Genomic DNA, 17,185 nt, shown 5'->3' with positions numbered 1-17,185 from the left:
TGAGCGGTTTAGACCTTTCCCCCAAGGTGAACAGCATTATTTCAATAAAGCCCATTTGCCGTCTTTTACGGTGATCATGATGCGTCCCCGCTCATCGAAACCACTGTGGTCAGCGGGTGTCATGTTATAAACGCCCTGTGTGCTTGGCACCTCTTTAGATATCTCCAATGTATCGCGCAGTGCGCTGCGAAATTCCGCTGTGCCGGGCTTGCCGGATTTAAGTGCGTTTGGAATCGCATTTTCGAGTAGTAAGCCGGCATCGTAGACATTACCGCCAAAGGTGGCGGGTACTTCGCCGTAGAGCTTTTTATAGTCTGCGATGTATTTCGTTGCGATCTCTTTAGAAACACTATCGGGCACTTCGTCTAGTACGAGCATCGAGCTTGCTGCGAGAATGGTGCCCTCTACTGCTTTACCACCGAGTCTTAAAAAGGCATCCAGTGCTGCGCCGTGGGTTTGATAGATAGTGCCGCCATAGCCCTGGTCTTTCAGTGTGGTTTGCGGCATGACAGATGAACTACCCGGAGCAGCAATCAATACGGCATCGGGGTTAGTCATAATGATTTTTAAGCTTTGGCCGGTCATCGACGTGTCTTGACGTTGAAACTGCTCGCTGGCAACAATCTGAATACCTGCTTTTTCGGTCAGGTTAGTCATCACCTTGGCCCAGTTTTCACCGTAAGGATCTGCTGTGCCGATCAGGCCAATGGTTTTAACGCCAGAGGCTTTCATCTGTTCAACGATGGCGGCGGCGATCAGGTCATCGTTTTGGGTTGTTTTGAAAACCCATTTTTTTTGTTCAGTCATGGGTAAGACAACCGCGGCGGTACCGACGGGAGCTAGCATGGGCGTACCGGATTCGGCTGCGAACTGAATAACGGCCATCGCATTACCGGAACCGCTTGGTCCGATAATGGCATCAACATGTTCTTCATCAATCAGCTTCTTAAAGGCCTTTACCGTCGCGGTAGGGTCGCTGCCATCATCTAACGAGATGTAAGAAACTTTCTCTCCGCCAATCGAGGTAGGTAGCAGTGCAACGGTGTTTTTCTGTGGGATACCGACCAGCGCGATAGGGCCTGTGCTGGATGATACAACGCCAATTTTGATGTCTGCATTCGCCAGTGGTGCGATGAGTGACGTACTGAGGAATAAGGCAGAAAGCATTTTCTTCGACGGCATAAAATTCTCCTAACGTGGTTAACCGTGAGTCGTTTGATTACTGTGGGGTACAACCCCTTGTTGTAGCGCCATTTCCCAGCGATATTTGGGTTTAGGTGTTTTTTGAAATGCATTTAGCGTGCCAGATAGAAGACGGATAGTGTGTTGAGTGCATGAGTTAACGTTATTATTTTTGTGTTTTTAGCGGCTTAAATGCTTGCTATTACTCGGTTTTTTTAGAAATAAAACTATCTATAAATTGTTTTTTTGTCGATCAATTAGACGCTCGTCAAGCGGAGGTGTTGTTTCTGATTATTATGTTTATGGTGCGAGTAGTGGATGGGTTTTACTGTTGTTTTTTTGGGTTTTATATAAAATAAAATTATTTAAAATCAATAAGTTGTGTTTATTTGTTGGCAGAGTCTCTGAATTATTAGTGGATATTTGATAGTGCTTTCTGTTGGTGCGTTTGGTGTTGGGATGCATTAATCCGGTGCCGAACGAAGGTTTTAGATTTTAATTGAATAATTAGTTGAATAATTAGTTGACAAATCAACCAAAATTGACGATTTTATAAGGACGTTTTGTTTGATGTCGAGCAAGTTTTTAGCAGAACAGGTTTTTTGGTGAAGGTCGTTGGTCTTGGCCCTGAATGACAAAAGGGTGAAAGGCTGTCTCTATCGATCTTTAAATCATTTCTTTGATTCAGGCTTGGAAAGGTCGGCTTAATCAGAGTGTGACAGCGTTAGATCAACGATTGATTCTGTATAATAAGGAGCTATTGATGAGTGTGAATAAAACCGCGGTCTCAGACCAACAATCGGCCAAGGGATCGGTTTTCGCAGCCCTCGATAGCGAAGGCTTTAAACAATTGATGAGCGACATTAAAACCCGTGCTCGTCAGAATGAATTTGATGATCAGCAGTTTATTAGCCAGGATGTGATTGAACAATTTCGCAGTCTCGGTATCTATCGCGCATTAGTGCCTAAGCGTCTTGGTGGTGATGAACTCACGGCTGGGCAGTTTTGTCAGGTTATTGAAGAGATATCGAAAGCCGATGGTTCTGCTGGCTGGGTAGCGAGCTTTGGTATGGGCGTTGTTTACTTGTCCGCATTACCAACAGCAACCCTAGAGAGCCTGTATGCTAAAACAGCTGACATCGTCTTTGCTGGCGGTATTTTCCCGCCACAGCCGGCTGAAAAAACCAAAGAGGGCTTTTGTGTTAAAGGGCGTTGGAAGTTTTCCAGTGGTTGTATGGGAGCGGATGTTGTTGGTGTGGGCATTGCGCCAAAAGAGGGAGACAAATTAGAGTTGCCTCGTATGGCGGTGATGCCGGCTAGCCAAGCAACGGTCGAGAAAAACTGGGATGTGGTTGGATTAGCCGGTACCGGCAGTCATGACCTGCTCGTGAATGATGTTGAAGTCGCCGAAGAGTGGACCTTTGTTCGAGGTGGTGCTTCCAACTTAAACGAGACGATGTTTCGCTATCCTTCACTCTCTTTTGCGACCCAGGTATTAGCGGTCGTCGGACTGGGTGTCGCTCGGGCTGCACTGGATGAGCTGCAAGCGATGGCCACGGGTAGAACATCGGTGACGGGCGCTCCGAATATTGCTCAGCGTCCCCTCACTCAGGTGGATGTTGCCAAAGCTGAAGCGGATCTACGGTCTGCGCGTTGCTTTTTTTATGAAGCAATTGATGATGCTTGGGCTACCTTAGAGACAGGCGAAGCACTATCAGTACAGCAAATTAGTTTGTTACGTCTATCATCAACACATGCGACTCGTGTTTCTGCCGAGGTCGCACGAAAAGTTCAATTACTGTCGGGTATGACCGGCGTATTCAAAAGTAGCCCACTATCGCGCTTTGTTAATGACGCACAAGTGGTTACTCAGCATGCCTTTATGGGCGATATTACCTGGCAAAATGCTGGAGCAGTGTTTTTTGATCAACCACCACTGCCCGGTTATTTGTAGCCTTTTCTAGATTGTTTCACTGACGTTAGTCGATACATTATAAAAATTGGAGAATAAGATTATGAGTGAGAAAAAACCATTACGAGTATTGTTTTGCATGGGTATTAACCAAAACTTTATGGATGCTCCACGGGAAGAGCAACTGGATGTTTGGGCTGCCTTTAGTGAAATGTGGAACGGCATCACCGATATGGATGGCGTCAATGTGATCGGCAATATGGATGACGATCAAAGCATGGTGGGTGCTTCTACGGGTTACCCTTGGACTACTTATCTCCTAGCGGATGTGGCCGATTACGACACTGTGGTCGCGTGCTGTAACTTGTTCCGCACAACGGCTGTCGGCGAAACCCCTTACAAACTGTGGCGTTATATGAAAGTTGAATCACGTATCGGTCGTGAACTGATCGTACAAACAGCGTAAGGCTGACGTGATGAGCGAGCAAACAGGCGTTTTAGATACCTTGTTAGCGCGAGTCGATGCCTTAGAAAGTGCGGAGGCGATTCGTGCCTGTATCAATCGATATATGGATCTATGTGACCACCTGAATCCTGCAACGCCATTAGACGAACTTGGTGATCTGTTCACCGAGGACGCTATTTGGGAGGGTAAGGGTGCACGTTACGCGAAGAGCTTTGGTGGCTATCAAGGTCGCGACAATATCGTGGCTATGTTGGCGAAATACACCGCAGAACCGGCGCATTTTTCCCTAAATGTGCATTATTTAGCGTCTGAAGTGATTCGTGTTGAAGGTGAGCAAGCGACGGGTAGCTGGAACATGATTCAGGTGTCTAGCTTCAGTGCAGGAGGCTCGCATTTAAACAGTGCGCGTCTGAGCTTATCCTTTCGACGTGATGACGGCGTTTGGCGTATCAGCCATTTTGTAACGGAAAACCGGTTTAGCCGTCCGGTATCGGATTGGAATAACGAGGCAACCTTACCGGTGCCGGAATAAACGTCAAATTTTGCCTGTGTGATGGATGACGTTTGAACGATTATAGAGAGAATGATGATGAGTGAATTAATTGATGTGCAGAGTATCAGCCTAAAAGCGGCTGATATGGTTGAAGAGGGACGTGTTCATAAGTCCCTGTATTCTGATCCCGATATCTTTACCGAAGAGTTGGATAAAGTATTTCAAAATACTTGGGTATTTGTCGGACATGAAAGCGAGGTCGCGGAGGCGGGCAGTTTTAAAACCGCATATATTGGTCAGCATCCTGTCATTCTCAGCCGTGATCGTAAAAAGAATACCCATGTCTTGCTGAACCGTTGTCGCCACCGTGGTGCTACGGTATGTGAAGGGCGTAAGGGTAAAACGAAAGCCTTTACCTGCCCTTATCATGGTTGGGGCTATGCTCTCGACGGTAGCTTGCGCGCAGTGCCTAAGCCGGAAGAGTATGAAGGTGTTATTGATAAAAGCGAACTGCCACTTGAAAGTTTGCGTCATGAATCCTACCAAGGCTTGGTGTTTGCGACCTTTAAAGACGATATCGAGCCGTTAGAAGATTTTCTCGGCGGGGCGAAAAAATGGATCGACCTGTTTGTTAAGCAGGGTGGCGGTTACCCATTAAAAGTATTGGGCGAACATCGCTTCAACTTCCCAGGCAACTGGAAGATTCAGTTAGAAAATACCACCGATGCTTATCACTTCCCGATTGTGCATAAGTCCTTCGTTAGCTCACTCGATGACGCTACTCAGGATATTTTTGATTTCCTCGATGGCGATGGTTTTGTTGAAGACCTGGGGCATGGTCACAGTGTGATGGTGATGATCCCGCAATTAGTCGATCTTGAAGAGGATTTGGATCAACCTATTCCAGCCCGCTTTGAAGAGCTAGCTCAAGCCTTGCGTGATGAAGGTCAAGATGAAGAGCAAGTTAAACGCTTAGTACGTGCCGCCCATGGTACCGGTTTCAATTTGAACCTGTTCCCGAATGTATCCTGTTCTATGGCATTTTTCCGCGTCTTGCGCCCCGTTAGCGTGGGCTTAACCGAAATTCAGCACGTTGCGTTGGGTGGTGAGGGTGCACCAGCACCGTTTAACCGCAAGCGTATGCGTCTTCATGAGCACTTCCAAGGGCCTATGGGCTTTGGTACGCCGGATGATGGTGAAGCGTGGGAGCGGGTGCAAAAAGGATCCATTGCGGGTAAAGATGGTTGGATTTTAGTGAATCGTGGTTTGGGTCATTTGCACACATCGGAAGATGGTAATGTCGCGGGTGCGGTCTGTTCTGAAACCGGTATGCGCGGCGCTTATCAGCAGTATAAGAAGATGATGGCGGCAGAGGAGAAGTAAGATGAATATCAATACGGATTTGGTTAACAAGGTCACCGCGTTTATTGGTTATGAAGCGGATCTGCTCGACCATAAAGAATATCAAGCTTGGTTGTCGCTTTGGGATCCTAAAGGCTTATACATTGTGCCTACGGACAACAAAGAAACCAACTATGAAGACAGCGTTAACTTAGCGCTTGATGATGCGGATATGCGCCGTATGCGTGTTGCCCGTTTAGAAAGCGGTGAGTCGGTATCGGCGGGTTCTGCCGGTGTGACGGTACGCATGATGTCTCGTGTGCGGGTATTAGAAGAAACCGCGGACTGTGTTGTGGTTCGCTGCGCAATGACTTTGAACGAGCTGCGTCATGGCAATTTGGTTACCTATCCAGCCGATATGGAATATCGTTTACAACCAACCGATAATGGTTTTGTGATTGAACGTAAAGTGGTCAAACTGATGCATGCGGAAAGCTTTTTACGCACCGTGAGTTTTATTTTCTAAACCGTTTTATCGTAAGGATAGATTATGACTCATTCTACAGATGCGCAGGTGGCATTAGTCACCGGCGCAGCGCAAGGGCTTGGCTTTCAAATTGCGTCTTGTTTGTTTAACGCAGGCTATCGTGTGGTCTTGACCGATGTGAACGCTGATGCGGCGCAGGCTGCGGCACGTTCACTTGATCCTGAAGGAGAAAACGCAATTGCGTGTGAACTCAATATCGCTAAAAAGGCTGATTTTGAGACGGCGCTAAAGGTTGCGTTGACTCAGTTTGGCTCATTGCATGTGTTGGTTAACAATGCGGCGGTGACTAAGGCGACGCCGGTGATGGATATCTCATTAGACGAGTTTAATGAGGTGGTTAACATCAACTTGGGTGGCGTGTTTGTTGGCTGCCAGGTGATTGGTCAGTATATGGCCGAGCAAGGTTATGGCCGTATTATTAATATGGCATCCTTGGCTGGGCAAAATGGTGGGACATCCACCGGTGCCCATTATGCCGCTTCTAAAGGGGGTATTTTGACCCTGACGAAGATCTTTGCCAAAGAGCTTGCTAGCCGTGGTGTGACGGTGAATGCTATTGCGCCAGGGCCAATCGATTCGCCAATGGTTAAAGCATTGGTGCCCGAGGAGCGTTTACCTACACTGCTAGGCGCGATTCCGGTGGGGCAGTTGGGCGATGGTGATTTTATCGGTGACATGGTGGTGCAATTCGCCCGTCCCGAAGCCTATTTCACCACCGGCACCACTTGGGATGTGAATGGCGGCTTGTACATGCGTTAAGCGGGTTTACCCTTTGTTGTGTTGATGCATCTATTCATCAGCGGCAAGTATACAGGCATCTCTTTCGTTAAGAGGTGCCTGTGATTCGGTTTGAAGTGGTCATACTGTTCTATTTTTGCGTTGGCAAAAGGGGCATCGTATGACGGGGCTGCTATTGATACGGCTGGGTATAATCTGCATTGCGCGGCGGTTAGATTCGACAATACACATTGGGTATTCATTCTGTGGACATCCACATCTATTTTTTGATGTTTTCGCGCGTATTTCAGAGCACTAAGACGTTTATTTAACGCATGAAGAGCAAGAGGATAACGAACAGATGAGATTGTGATCTGGCGTTCATTCACGTCTCGTTTGGTGCTGTCTAATTAATAAGGTTTAAGAAGGGCAAATTTAATGATCGATACAACATTATTCCGCGACGGTATGTCGATGTTGGGCGGCGCAGTGTCGGTGATTACGACCGATGGCGAAGCGGGTAAGTTTGGTTTTACCGCGACAGCGGTGACGAGTGTGACCGATGAGCCACCCACACTGTTGGTGTGCATGAATCGTAATTCGTTTGCGAACCCTCATTTTAAAAAGAATGGGGTACTCTGTGTGAATGTGTTGCAAAACTGTCATCAAGGGGTCTCTTGGGATTTTGCTAACCGCGATCTAACCAGTGATGAGCGGTTTGCTAAGCACCAATGGGAAACCTTAAAAACCGGATCACCGGTACTCGATGACGCATTAGTTAGCTTTGATTGTGAGATCCATGAAAGCCATGAGATGGGCTCTCATACGGTATTTTATTGCCGAATTAAAGATGCAAAAGTTGGTACTGATGGCGAAGGTTTAGTCTATTTTAACCGTGCTTATCATTGTTTGAATGAGCAATCGGCGGCCTCAGCGAAATAGTTTATTGGTTTGAATTGAAGCGAGTTGGCACTATCGGAAAGCATCATGCGTAGATTTTATAAAGGTTCTGATCTTTCCCGTGTGCTCAGTGTAGTGGAGATGGCGGCGCTGGCGCGCCATCGATTGCCTGAGTTTGCTTGGGAATACTTGGCCGGAGGGGCAGAAAATGAGCAGACATTGCGCTGTAATGAGACCGACTTTGCCGCCCACCGCCTGACCTCGCATACACTGGTTGCCAACCATCCCCCCGCACTTGCCAGTTCCCTCGTGGGTTCGGCGAGTGCTTTACCGATGATGATCGGTCCTACCGGCTTTAATGGCATGCTTTGGCCACAAGCGGATATTGCTTTGGCGAAAGCGGCGAGCGCAAAAAAGATTCCCTTCTGTTTAAGTACCGTGTCGAATGAATCGATGGAGCAGGTGCGCTCTGAGGTGGAGGATCTTGATTTTTGGTTTCAACTCTATGGTCTCAAAAACAGTGCTCTGAATGATGCGTTGCTTGCCAGAGCTAAAGCGGTCGAAGTGAATACGTTAGTTATTACCTCCGATGCCTTGGTGGTGGGAAACCGTGAGTGGGATCGGCGTAATTTTGCTAAGCCGCGCCAACTGACATGGCGTAATAAAGTTGATGTTCTCAGACATCCCCAATGGATTAGACGTGTGATGCTACCCAATGGTTTGCCGACCATGGGCAACCTCAATCCATACCTGCCAGCGAATGAACAAAGCGCCTTAGGTGCGATCAAGTTTATTCAAGCACAGCTCGACACATTGCTGGATTGGGAGAAAGTCGCCCGAATCCGTGATCAATGGCCGGGTAAGTTGATCTTAAAGGGTGTGTTACACCCCGATGATGCGATACATGCGCAACAGTTAGGGTTTGATGGAGTGGTGGTGAGCAACCATGGCGGTCGTCAGCTCGATGGCGCTTTATCATCCATTGCGGCTTTACCTGCCATTGCCGCGGCGGTTGGCGGTGAGATGGATCTACTGCTCGATAGCGGTGTTCGCCGTGGAAGTGATATTGCGAAAGCGGCGGCGTTAGGTGTTCAAGGGGTCATGCTTGGGCGGGCAACGTTGTTTGGTGTGGCGGCGGGTGGCGAGCTGGGAGCTACTCGAGTATTAGATATTTTAGAAGAAGAGTTACAGCGCTGTCTTAATTTAATGGGCGTCCAGCGACTTGCTGAACTATCATCGCAACATATTTATTAAGCATTAATCACGATTTTACTCCCTATTTTTAACACAAGGATCCCATTTATTTATGAATACTAATATCGATGTGAACCAAATGGGTTTGTGCCAAATGCTACGGGCGATCGACGAGGGTGTTTGCACGACGGAAGCGTTGATTAATGCGTGCTTTGACCGTATTGATGCGCGTGAGCTTGAGGTCGGCGCTTGGCAGGTGCAGCGTTCCCGCGAAGAGTATCTAGCGGCTTATCGCGCGCAGCAAGACTTTTACGATGCCAGTCTATTAAAGGGGCTGCCTTTAGGGGTTAAAGACATTATCGATACCGAGGAGATGCTCACCGAGATGGGCTCGCCTATTCATGCAGGTCGACAGCCGATCGAAGATGCAAGCTGTGTTGCGCTGCTGCGGGCTGCCGGTGGTATTGTGCTGGGCAAAACGGTGACCACTGAGTTTGCCTACTTTAAACCGGGTAAAACTAAAAACCCCGCCGATCTGTCTCGTACGCCCGGCGGATCATCGAGTGGTTCGGCGGCGGCGATTGCCGATGATATGGTGCCGATGGCATTGGGTTCGCAAACCGCAGCGTCGGTGATTCGTCCGGCGGCCTATTGTGGTGCTATCGGTTACGTGGGGAGTCGCGGTGAATTCTCGCTACGTGGTGGTCAGCCGTTGGCTCAATCACTGGATTCGCTCGGCTTATTTGCCCGTCAGATTGAAGATGTGCAACTGCTGCGGGCTATTTTGTTGCGTCAGCCAGCCTCGATTGCACCCGCTAGCGCCCAACTGCCTAGCTGCGTTTTGCTGTGTCGTGGTGAATCGGTCGGAGAGGTATCCCCTGAGATGCAGGTCGCGACGGAAAAAGCGGTTGTTTTGTTGCAAGCGCAGGGCGTTAAGGTCATCGAGTTGGACGCGGGTGAGCGCATTAAAGAGATGGTGACTCATCACATCAATATTATGGCATGGGAAGTCTGTCGTAATCTGGTGATGGAGTCGTTCCACAAAGAACAACTGAGTGGTCCTTTAGCGGCGTTGATCGAACAAGGCTTGTCGATGGATCGTGCAACCTATGTGGCATCATTGGCGGCAGTGGAAAGCGGCCGTGAGTGGTTGTGGTCCTTTGCCCCAGAAGCGGATGCTATCTTGACACCGGCAGCGCCCGGTATCGCACCTTTAGGACACGAAGCTACCGGCGCGCCACATATGAGTCGGCCATGGCAGGCGATGGGTCTACCGGTTATTAATGTGCCGGGGATGGTGGACGACAATGGTGTGCCTCTTGGACTGCAGTTAGTAGGCAAGGCGCGCCAAGATGATACTCTGCTAACCTATGCGAGTGGCTTAATGCCGTTGTTTGTTTAGTTTATTGGCTTAGCTTCTTAGCTTAGCTTATTTGATTGATTGATATTCATCGTTAGCGGCCGCATTGAACTGCTTTGTTGATCTGCTTCATTAACGTGCTTTAGCTCTCTTCTAGAAAACCCATCGTGGCGACACGATGGGTTTTTTCTGTTTATTAGGTCCCACCTAATAACCTTCTACACCGACTATCAAATAACGCGCCTGACTGTCTGTTTGCTGTATATGAAAAGAGAAAAAAGAGGCGTTCAGTTTAGGTAATGCGTTGAATCAAGGTTAGTCGTTGCATTTCAGCTATATTCGCCTAAGTTTAAGAGAGTGTTTTACACGCTATCTTTCGCTTGTATGTCTGATCGATGGTAACGTGGTTAAAAAGCGATCAGAGACGTTCCGTTTACTTAGGATATCAGATGAAGAAAGCTTGGCTGGCGGTGAGATATGCGAGTTTCATTCTATTCATTGCGTCGTTGGGCTGGGCGAGTCACGCAGCGGCAGAGATCAAATTGAGTTTCGGTGTTTATACCGCCGATAAACCGACGGTGGTAGTGAGAGCATTCAAACCCTTGCTGAAACAACTGGAACGCTTCGTCAGTGATGATCTCGGAGAACCCGTCACTATCAAACTACAGGTCGCTAGCTCTTATGCCGCCGGTGTTAGCGACATCAGTTTGGGCAGGGTCGACTTCTCCCGTCTCGGTCCCGCCTCCTATGTTGAAACCAAGGCACAACAGTCGGGTATTCAGATTCTTGCTTTAGAAGCGAAAAACGGTAAAAAGCGGTTTAGTGGTGTGATCGCCGTCGGAGCCGATAGTGCGATTCGCCGAGTGTCTGATCTCAAAGGAAAACGTTTTGCCTTTGGCGATGAAAGCTCCACGATCGGTCGTTATCTCGTGCAGCAATATTTGGTTGAACATGGCCTGCACGCGGATGACTTCTCTCATTATGATTATCTTGATCGACACGACAAAGTCGGTACTGCGGTTGCTTTAGGGCAGTACGATGCCGGTGCTTTGAAGCAGGGAACCTATCAACGCCTCGTGGATAATGGTGCCAAGCTGCGTATTTTGGTGATGTTTTATAATGTTACTAAACCTTGGATTGCCCGCGCAGGGTTAGATGAAAGAGTCGTGACGGCATTAAGGGCAGGCTTGCTGAATATTACCGATCCCGTTGCGCTCAAGGGGTTACAAATACACGGTTTCGTTGAGGGCGATGACCACGACTATACGGTGATTCGCCGTGCAATCGATCATAACTCACGGTTCTTTAATTAATATCTTAGTCTTCAAACGAGTTAGTCAGATCTCTCTATCTGACGGTAAGCCTCATCTGCAGGCAAGGTTAGCGATATCCGTCTTCTGTTTTAATACCCTGTGGAGGAAGCGTGATAATGATTAATCGTCAACCGCTGTGGATTAAAATCATGCTTTCGCTACTGGTTGCCTTGATGGTGGTGGCGATTAGCGTCGGTGAGCTGATGCGTTTACAGCTGCAGTCGGATTATTCAGCCAGACTGCGCAGTACCAGTGAAGATACCTTTTTACTGCTCTCCGCCGCGACTCTCGAGCCGGTGATAAGCGAAGATATTCCTCAGCTCCGAAGCATTGTTAGTGAAATGGTTCGATTACAGCCGGACATCTACGCCATACGGGTCATGAATGAAGACGGTGTTTTATTGGCTTCATGGAGCCGCGCTGCCGATCAAGAAACGATGAATCTGGTGAGCTTTTCTAAAGAGATCAGTTTTGAATCTGAAGTGTTTGGCATGCTATCCATTGATTGGAGCACCCAACGTTTGGATCATGAAGTGATACGACATACTAATATCATGCGCTATTGGTTGATCGCTTCGTTGTTGATATTAACGGTTATTATCATTGTCTTCATCCATGTCTTTGTCATACGGCCTATCGGCAAAATTCACCACCATCTTCTAGCCCTAAAGCAGGGTGACCTGAAGAGCCGAGTAGATATTAATAACTCCCGTGAACTATCTCTTTTAGGAAAAGGTGTTAACAGCCTTGCGGATGTATTGGCGTCACAAAAACTCCGCGAGTCTGAACTGGAATTAGCGCGGCGAGAACTGTTTGAGGCTAAGGAGATAGCAGAGATTACCCTGCACTCCATTGGTGATGGTGTTATCTCGACTGATGTTGACGGTTATGTGCGCTACTTAAACCCCGTGAGTGAAAAACTTACCGGTTGGCAAAATGAAGAGGCACAGGGCAAACCGATCGAAGAGATATTCAAACTGGTTGATGAGGTGAGTGGTCAGCCTTTGCCCAGCACGATACGTTTGTGTTTGGAGGACAAAGATCGAGTGACAACCTTAGCGCATGCGTTGTTGATCGCTAAGCATGGACAAGAATCGGCGATCGACCATTCGGTGTCGCCGATTCGTAATCGTAACGGTGACATTATGGGTGCTGTTATGGTGTTTCATGATGTAACCGAATCGCGCAACATGACCCGCGAACTAGAGTATCGAGCGACCCACGATAGCCTGACGGATTTGATCAATCGTAAGGAGTTTGACCGTCAGCTATTCCAGTATAGAAAGGATCTGACCCATAACGCAGAACATACATTACTCTATATCGACCTCGATCAGTTCAAGATTGTGAATGATACCTGTGGACATGCGGCAGGCGATGCACTGTTACAGCAACTGTCGCAGCTGATGAGTGGTGAACTTCGACGGGGGGATATCTTTGCCCGGCTTGGTGGCGATGAATTCGGTATCTTGTTAAACGACTGCCCCCTAACGTTTGGCGTTATTATCGCTGAATCTATTCGTCAGACCGTTGAGTCTTTCCGGTTTGTTTGGAATCAGGTTGGATTTTCCATCGGTATCAGTACCGGTATCGTTGCGATCACCGTCGAATCCGCCGATGCTGAAACATTGCTCGAACAGGCAGATGAGGCTTGTTACTCGGCCAAAGAGCTGGGGCGCAATCGACATTATGTGTATACCGAGAAAGATGAGCAGGTGATTGGCCGTCAAGGCGAGATGAACTGGCTCGGTAAGGTGAATGCGGCACTGGCAGAGGATCGTTTTGTCTTGTATCAACAGAGCATCCTACCGTTGCAGGAGGCTAGTCAGGGCGATCATATCGAAATACTCGTCAGGTTGGTGGAACCGGATGGCTCCTTAGTGCCGCCTGGAGCTTTTATACCGGCCGCCGAGCGTTATGGGCTGATGCCGAAAGTTGATCATTGGGTTATCAGCCGGACGATGGACTGGTTTCGTCAGCATCCGGATAAAATGGAGGCACTCGAGCTTTGTAATATTAACCTGTCCGGTAAATCGTTATCAGATGATGCTTTACTGCGTTATATCGAAGAGCAGCTTGATTCACCCGAAATCGATGCCTGTAAATTTTGCTTCGAATTAACAGAAACCGCGGCCGTCTCTAATCTGACGTTGGCACTGAATTTTATGCAGCGCCTAAAACAAAAGGGCTGCCTCTTCGCGCTGGATGATTTCGGTAGTGGTATGTCTTCATTTGGTTATCTGAAAATCTTACCGGTAGATTATCTGAAGATTGACGGCATGTTTGTCAAAGATATCGTTTATGACGAGACCAGTCGGGTGATGGTGGCCTCGATTAACGAAGTAGGGCAGGTGATGGGTAAACAGACGATCGCTGAATTCGTGGAGAATGAAGAGATACTCGAGCATCTAAGAAGCATGGGTGTCGACTTCGCGCAGGGTTACTGTATCTCAAAACCTAGCCCACTAGACCCGCTTGCATAGTTGAGCCTAGAGTAGTTTTCCCACGATCGGCTGTGTATCTCTGTGAATCTTGAGGCTGTACCGGTTTATCGCTTGATATGACTTAAGCTTTTTTCCGCGGCTTGATAACCGAACTCAATCATCTCGGTGGCGCGATCAAACTCTAACATGCGACAGGCGTTACGGGGAATGTCGACAAAATGGTCGGGCGGATAGGCGGCGAGTTTTTGGCGAGCAATGGTGCTTTGCATCGCATCAAAGGCCTGATGAGCAATATCGTATACGCCATTGTCCTTAGAGGGGAGAATCAGTTCAGGATCTTTAAAGCTATCGAGAAACTCCGTTATTTTGGCTGAAAACAGTGGTTTTTTGTTGCCACTGGATTGAATGTTGAGTGTGACTTCCGATTTATCGATGGCTTTGCCGCCAAGATTCACCGCGATGGTTAAGTCGGTTTTGTCATTAAAGGTGGGCGCGATAGGCACAGGGTTTAAGACGCCGCCATCAATAAGATCGATCCCCTTATAACGGAACGGTGTAAAGAGAAGTGGCAGGGAGATCGACGCACGGATGGCATCAAATAGTTTGCCGGAGTTGATCCACATCTCTTTCTCGTTAACGATATCGGTGGCCACCGCAGTGTAGGTAATGGGCAGATCTTCAATCATCACATCGCCGACGAGTTCGGTGAGAATGTTGATGATTTTATCGCCTTTGACTAAGCCGCTTTTTTTCCATGAGATATCAAGAAAAGTCACAATGTCGACTTTGCGTATCGCTTGGGTCCAGTTGGAAAATTCATCCAATTTACCCGCGGCATAGACTCCGCCAATCAATGCTCCCATCGAACAGCCCGAAATCGATTCGATTTTAAAACCGTGGGTTTCCAGCCAATGAATCACGCCGATATGGGCGAAACCCCTTGCGCCACCGCTGCCTAATACTAGTGATACGGTTGTGTGCTGCTTTGCTGTCATGGGGCGGTTCGACTCCTTGCAAGATGCGGTGGCTGATCATCAAGAATAAGCCAGTTGGGGGGTGGCGATACTCCGGCGGTACTGTCTGTCATACCAGCCGCTAGATTCACTAACCGGCTATCCTCTTGAGAATACTAACCTATTTAAGGATGGCAGGCCTGTCTCTCTGAAACATTCAGATGATTAATGGGGGAATATTGAGGTGTATGTTGTGGTTCCTGAGGATCAATTTTATGTTTAACCGCAGGATTCAAAATCCGTGCCTATACTTACATCTTATGCGCTGTTTACGCGCAAAAAATAGAGGCACAAAAATATGTCAACAAAATTGATTGTTGGTTTAGACGGCAGTGAGTCCGGTGAGCGTGCGCTGACCTATGCCAAGCATCTGTCAAAGCTGATCGGTGACTGTCAGATCGAGCTAGTTTATGTCATTGAGTGGTCCCCCTATAGTTTTCAAACCGCGGAAGAAAACGCCATGCGACATAAGCGGCGAGAGCAAGAGATAAAACTTGCCTCAGAGCGGGTGATTACACCGGCATTAGAGGTCATGAAAACCGAAGGTTTTGCGGCAGGAGGGCGGGTATTACATGGTGATGCTGCTGAGTTGTTGAATTCTGTGGCGATCAAAGAAAAGGCGCAGCAAATAATTGTGGCCCGTTCGACGGAGAGTGGCTTAGCGGCAAAGCTCTTTGGTAGTGTCACTGCAAAACTGGTGATGAGTGCGAGTGTCCCTGTCACGGTCGTTAATTGAGGTTATCTCATGCATATTAAAAAAATAATAAGTTGCGTATTTATCGCCTTGTGCTTTTCTAGCACATCGGTATTAGCCGAAGAGGGCGGTATCGATCAGACGGTCAATGAAGTCTTTGCAGCGGCGACCGGATGGTTTGTTAATCTGATTTTTGCACCCCTGCCGGGCACCACTTTTCCATGGATCGTTCTCTGGTTAGTCACGGGTGCGACGGTGTTCACGGTCTATTTTGGTTTTATTCAATTTAAAGCGATACGACATTCTATATCGTTGGTTAAAGGGGATTACTCCGATCCTGATGATGCCGGTGAGGTATCTCACTTTCAGGCATTAGCAACGGCGTTATCCGGTACGGTCGGTTTAGGTAATATTGCCGGTGTGGCGGTTGCCGTGAGTATTGGTGGTCCCGGTGCAACCTTCTGGATGATTTTAGCGGGCTTGATGGGCATGGCCTCCAAATTTACCGAGTGTACTCTGGGTGTCAAATACCGAAACGAATATGCCGACGGAACGGTCTCCGGTGGCCCGATGTATTACATCTCGAAGGGTTTTAAAGAGAAGGGTTTGCCGGGCGGTGGCATACTGGCGGTGTTGTTCTCCATTTTTTGTATTCTGGGCGCCCTTGGCGGCGGCAATATGTTTCAGGCCAATCAGGCCCATGCCCAGATCAGTAGTATCGTGGGGGATTACCCTGGTTGGATCACCGGTGTGATTTTTGCCCTGATTGTCTTTGCGGTGATTGTGGGTGGTATTAAGTCGATCGCTAATGTAACCGAAAAAGTGGTGCCTTTTATGGGCATTCTTTATGTATTGGCATCGTTAGTGATTATTTTAATGAATATCGATAAAGTCGGCTGGGCATTTGGTCAGATATTTGAAGGTGCCTTTACGGGGTTGGGGGTTGCTGGTGGTTTTGTTGGCGCGCTGATTCAAGGCTTTAAACGTGCCGCTTTCTCCAATGAGGCCGGTGTGGGCTCGGCGGCGATTGCCCACTCTGCGGTGCGGACAAAAGAGCCGATTACCGAAGGGTTTGTCTCACTGCTGGAACCCTTTATCGATACGGTGGTGATCTGTACGATGACGGCGCTGGTGATCATCATTACCGGCCAGTTAACCACTGATCCGACGACGGGGCTGTACTTGGTAGGTGAGAGTGGTCGTATCATTACTGCGGATGGTTCTTCAGGTGTTGCCTTGACCTCCGCGGCGTTTGGTTCGGCTTTATCCTGGTTTCCTTATGTGCTGGCGGTAGCGGTGGTGTTGTTTGCTTTCTCAACCATGATTAGCTGGTCATATTATGGATTGAAAGCTTGGACCTATCTCTTTGGTGAAGGCAAAACCACCGAGTTAGTCTTTAAAGTTATTTTCTGTCTGTTCGTCATCATTGGTGCCGCGGCAAACCTTGGACCGGTTATCGATTTCTCCGATGCTTCGATCTTCGCGATGGCGGTGGTCAATATTATCGGCTTGTATTTCTTGATGAGCTTGGTGAAAGTTGATCTGAAATCTTATCTATCACGTTTGAAGTCGGGTGAGATTAAGAAATTCAAAAACTGATCATTAACGC

15 protein-coding genes are annotated in these 17,185 nt (G+C 48.1%); 13 read left to right on the top strand and 2 right to left on the bottom strand.

The window, feature by feature from the left end:
* Positions 1-36: 36 nt before the first annotated feature.
* Complete coding sequence (locus EH243_RS12775; RefSeq protein WP_126159063.1) at positions 37-1,182, bottom strand: ABC transporter substrate-binding protein; 1,146 nt, start codon at positions 1,180-1,182, stop codon at positions 37-39.
* A gap of 763 nt (positions 1,183-1,945) precedes the next feature.
* Here EH243_RS12775 and EH243_RS12770 point away from each other — a divergent pair.
* From EH243_RS12770 to EH243_RS12720, 11 genes are all read left to right on the top strand, one after another.
* On the top strand, positions 1,946-3,136 hold the full coding sequence (locus EH243_RS12770; RefSeq protein WP_126159062.1) for an acyl-CoA dehydrogenase family protein: 1,191 nt from the start codon (positions 1,946-1,948) through the stop codon (positions 3,134-3,136).
* Between the two features lie 61 nt (positions 3,137-3,197).
* Positions 3,198-3,560 (top strand): IacB protein, encoded by a 363-nt coding sequence (locus EH243_RS12765; protein ID WP_126159061.1) that lies wholly within the window; start codon positions 3,198-3,200, stop codon positions 3,558-3,560.
* A gap of 10 nt (positions 3,561-3,570) precedes the next feature.
* Positions 3,571-4,092: a nuclear transport factor 2 family protein gene (locus EH243_RS12760; RefSeq protein WP_126159060.1), complete on the top strand. Its 522-nt coding sequence runs from the start codon at positions 3,571-3,573 to the stop codon at positions 4,090-4,092.
* A gap of 57 nt (positions 4,093-4,149) precedes the next feature.
* Positions 4,150-5,436, top strand: coding sequence for an aromatic ring-hydroxylating oxygenase subunit alpha (locus EH243_RS12755; protein ID WP_126159059.1), 1,287 nt, complete (start codon positions 4,150-4,152; stop codon positions 5,434-5,436).
* 1 nt (position 5,437) lies between these two features.
* Positions 5,438-5,920, top strand: a complete 483-nt coding sequence (locus tag EH243_RS12750) for an aromatic-ring-hydroxylating dioxygenase subunit beta (protein ID WP_126159058.1) — start codon at positions 5,438-5,440, stop codon at positions 5,918-5,920.
* 24 nt (positions 5,921-5,944) lie between these two features.
* A complete protein-coding gene (locus tag EH243_RS12745; protein ID WP_126159057.1) occupies positions 5,945-6,700 on the top strand; it encodes an SDR family NAD(P)-dependent oxidoreductase in 756 nt (251 codons plus the stop codon).
* 396 nt (positions 6,701-7,096) lie between these two features.
* Positions 7,097-7,600: a flavin reductase gene (locus tag EH243_RS12740; RefSeq protein WP_126159056.1), complete on the top strand. Its 504-nt coding sequence runs from the start codon at positions 7,097-7,099 to the stop codon at positions 7,598-7,600.
* 45 nt (positions 7,601-7,645) lie between these two features.
* The gene (locus EH243_RS12735) at positions 7,646-8,812 is read left to right on the top strand and encodes an alpha-hydroxy acid oxidase (protein WP_126159055.1); all 1,167 of its coding nucleotides are present in this window, start codon (positions 7,646-7,648) and stop codon (positions 8,810-8,812) included.
* Positions 8,813-8,864: 52 nt separating this feature from the next.
* Positions 8,865-10,154, top strand: coding sequence for an amidase (locus tag EH243_RS12730; RefSeq protein ID WP_126159054.1), 1,290 nt, complete (start codon positions 8,865-8,867; stop codon positions 10,152-10,154).
* Positions 10,155-10,561: 407 nt separating this feature from the next.
* Positions 10,562-11,425, top strand: a complete 864-nt coding sequence (locus EH243_RS12725; protein WP_126159053.1) for a PhnD/SsuA/transferrin family substrate-binding protein — start codon at positions 10,562-10,564, stop codon at positions 11,423-11,425.
* Between the two features lie 116 nt (positions 11,426-11,541).
* The gene (locus tag EH243_RS12720) at positions 11,542-13,908 is read left to right on the top strand and encodes an EAL domain-containing protein (RefSeq protein ID WP_126159052.1); all 2,367 of its coding nucleotides are present in this window, start codon (positions 11,542-11,544) and stop codon (positions 13,906-13,908) included.
* 65 nt (positions 13,909-13,973) lie between these two features.
* Here the strand turns inward: EH243_RS12720 and EH243_RS12715 are convergent, their stop codons facing one another.
* Positions 13,974-14,864, bottom strand: coding sequence for a patatin-like phospholipase family protein (locus EH243_RS12715; protein ID WP_126159051.1), 891 nt, complete (start codon positions 14,862-14,864; stop codon positions 13,974-13,976).
* A gap of 316 nt (positions 14,865-15,180) precedes the next feature.
* On the opposite strand from EH243_RS12715, the gene EH243_RS12710 reads away from it, so the two are divergent.
* Together EH243_RS12710 and EH243_RS12705 are read left to right on the top strand one after the other, a co-directional pair.
* Entirely contained in the window at positions 15,181-15,618 is a 438-nt protein-coding gene (locus EH243_RS12710) for a universal stress protein (protein ID WP_126159050.1), read from the top strand.
* Between the two features lie 9 nt (positions 15,619-15,627).
* Positions 15,628-17,175: an alanine/glycine:cation symporter family protein gene (locus tag EH243_RS12705; RefSeq protein WP_126159049.1), complete on the top strand. Its 1,548-nt coding sequence runs from the start codon at positions 15,628-15,630 to the stop codon at positions 17,173-17,175.
* Positions 17,176-17,185: the final 10 nt, after the last annotated feature.

The organism is Amphritea opalescens, assembly GCF_003957515.1.
Lineage (GTDB): Bacteria > Pseudomonadota > Gammaproteobacteria > Pseudomonadales > Balneatricaceae > Amphritea > Amphritea opalescens.
Note: the sequence above shows the minus strand (reverse complement) of the source record. Positions and strands in the feature narration are given on the sequence as shown.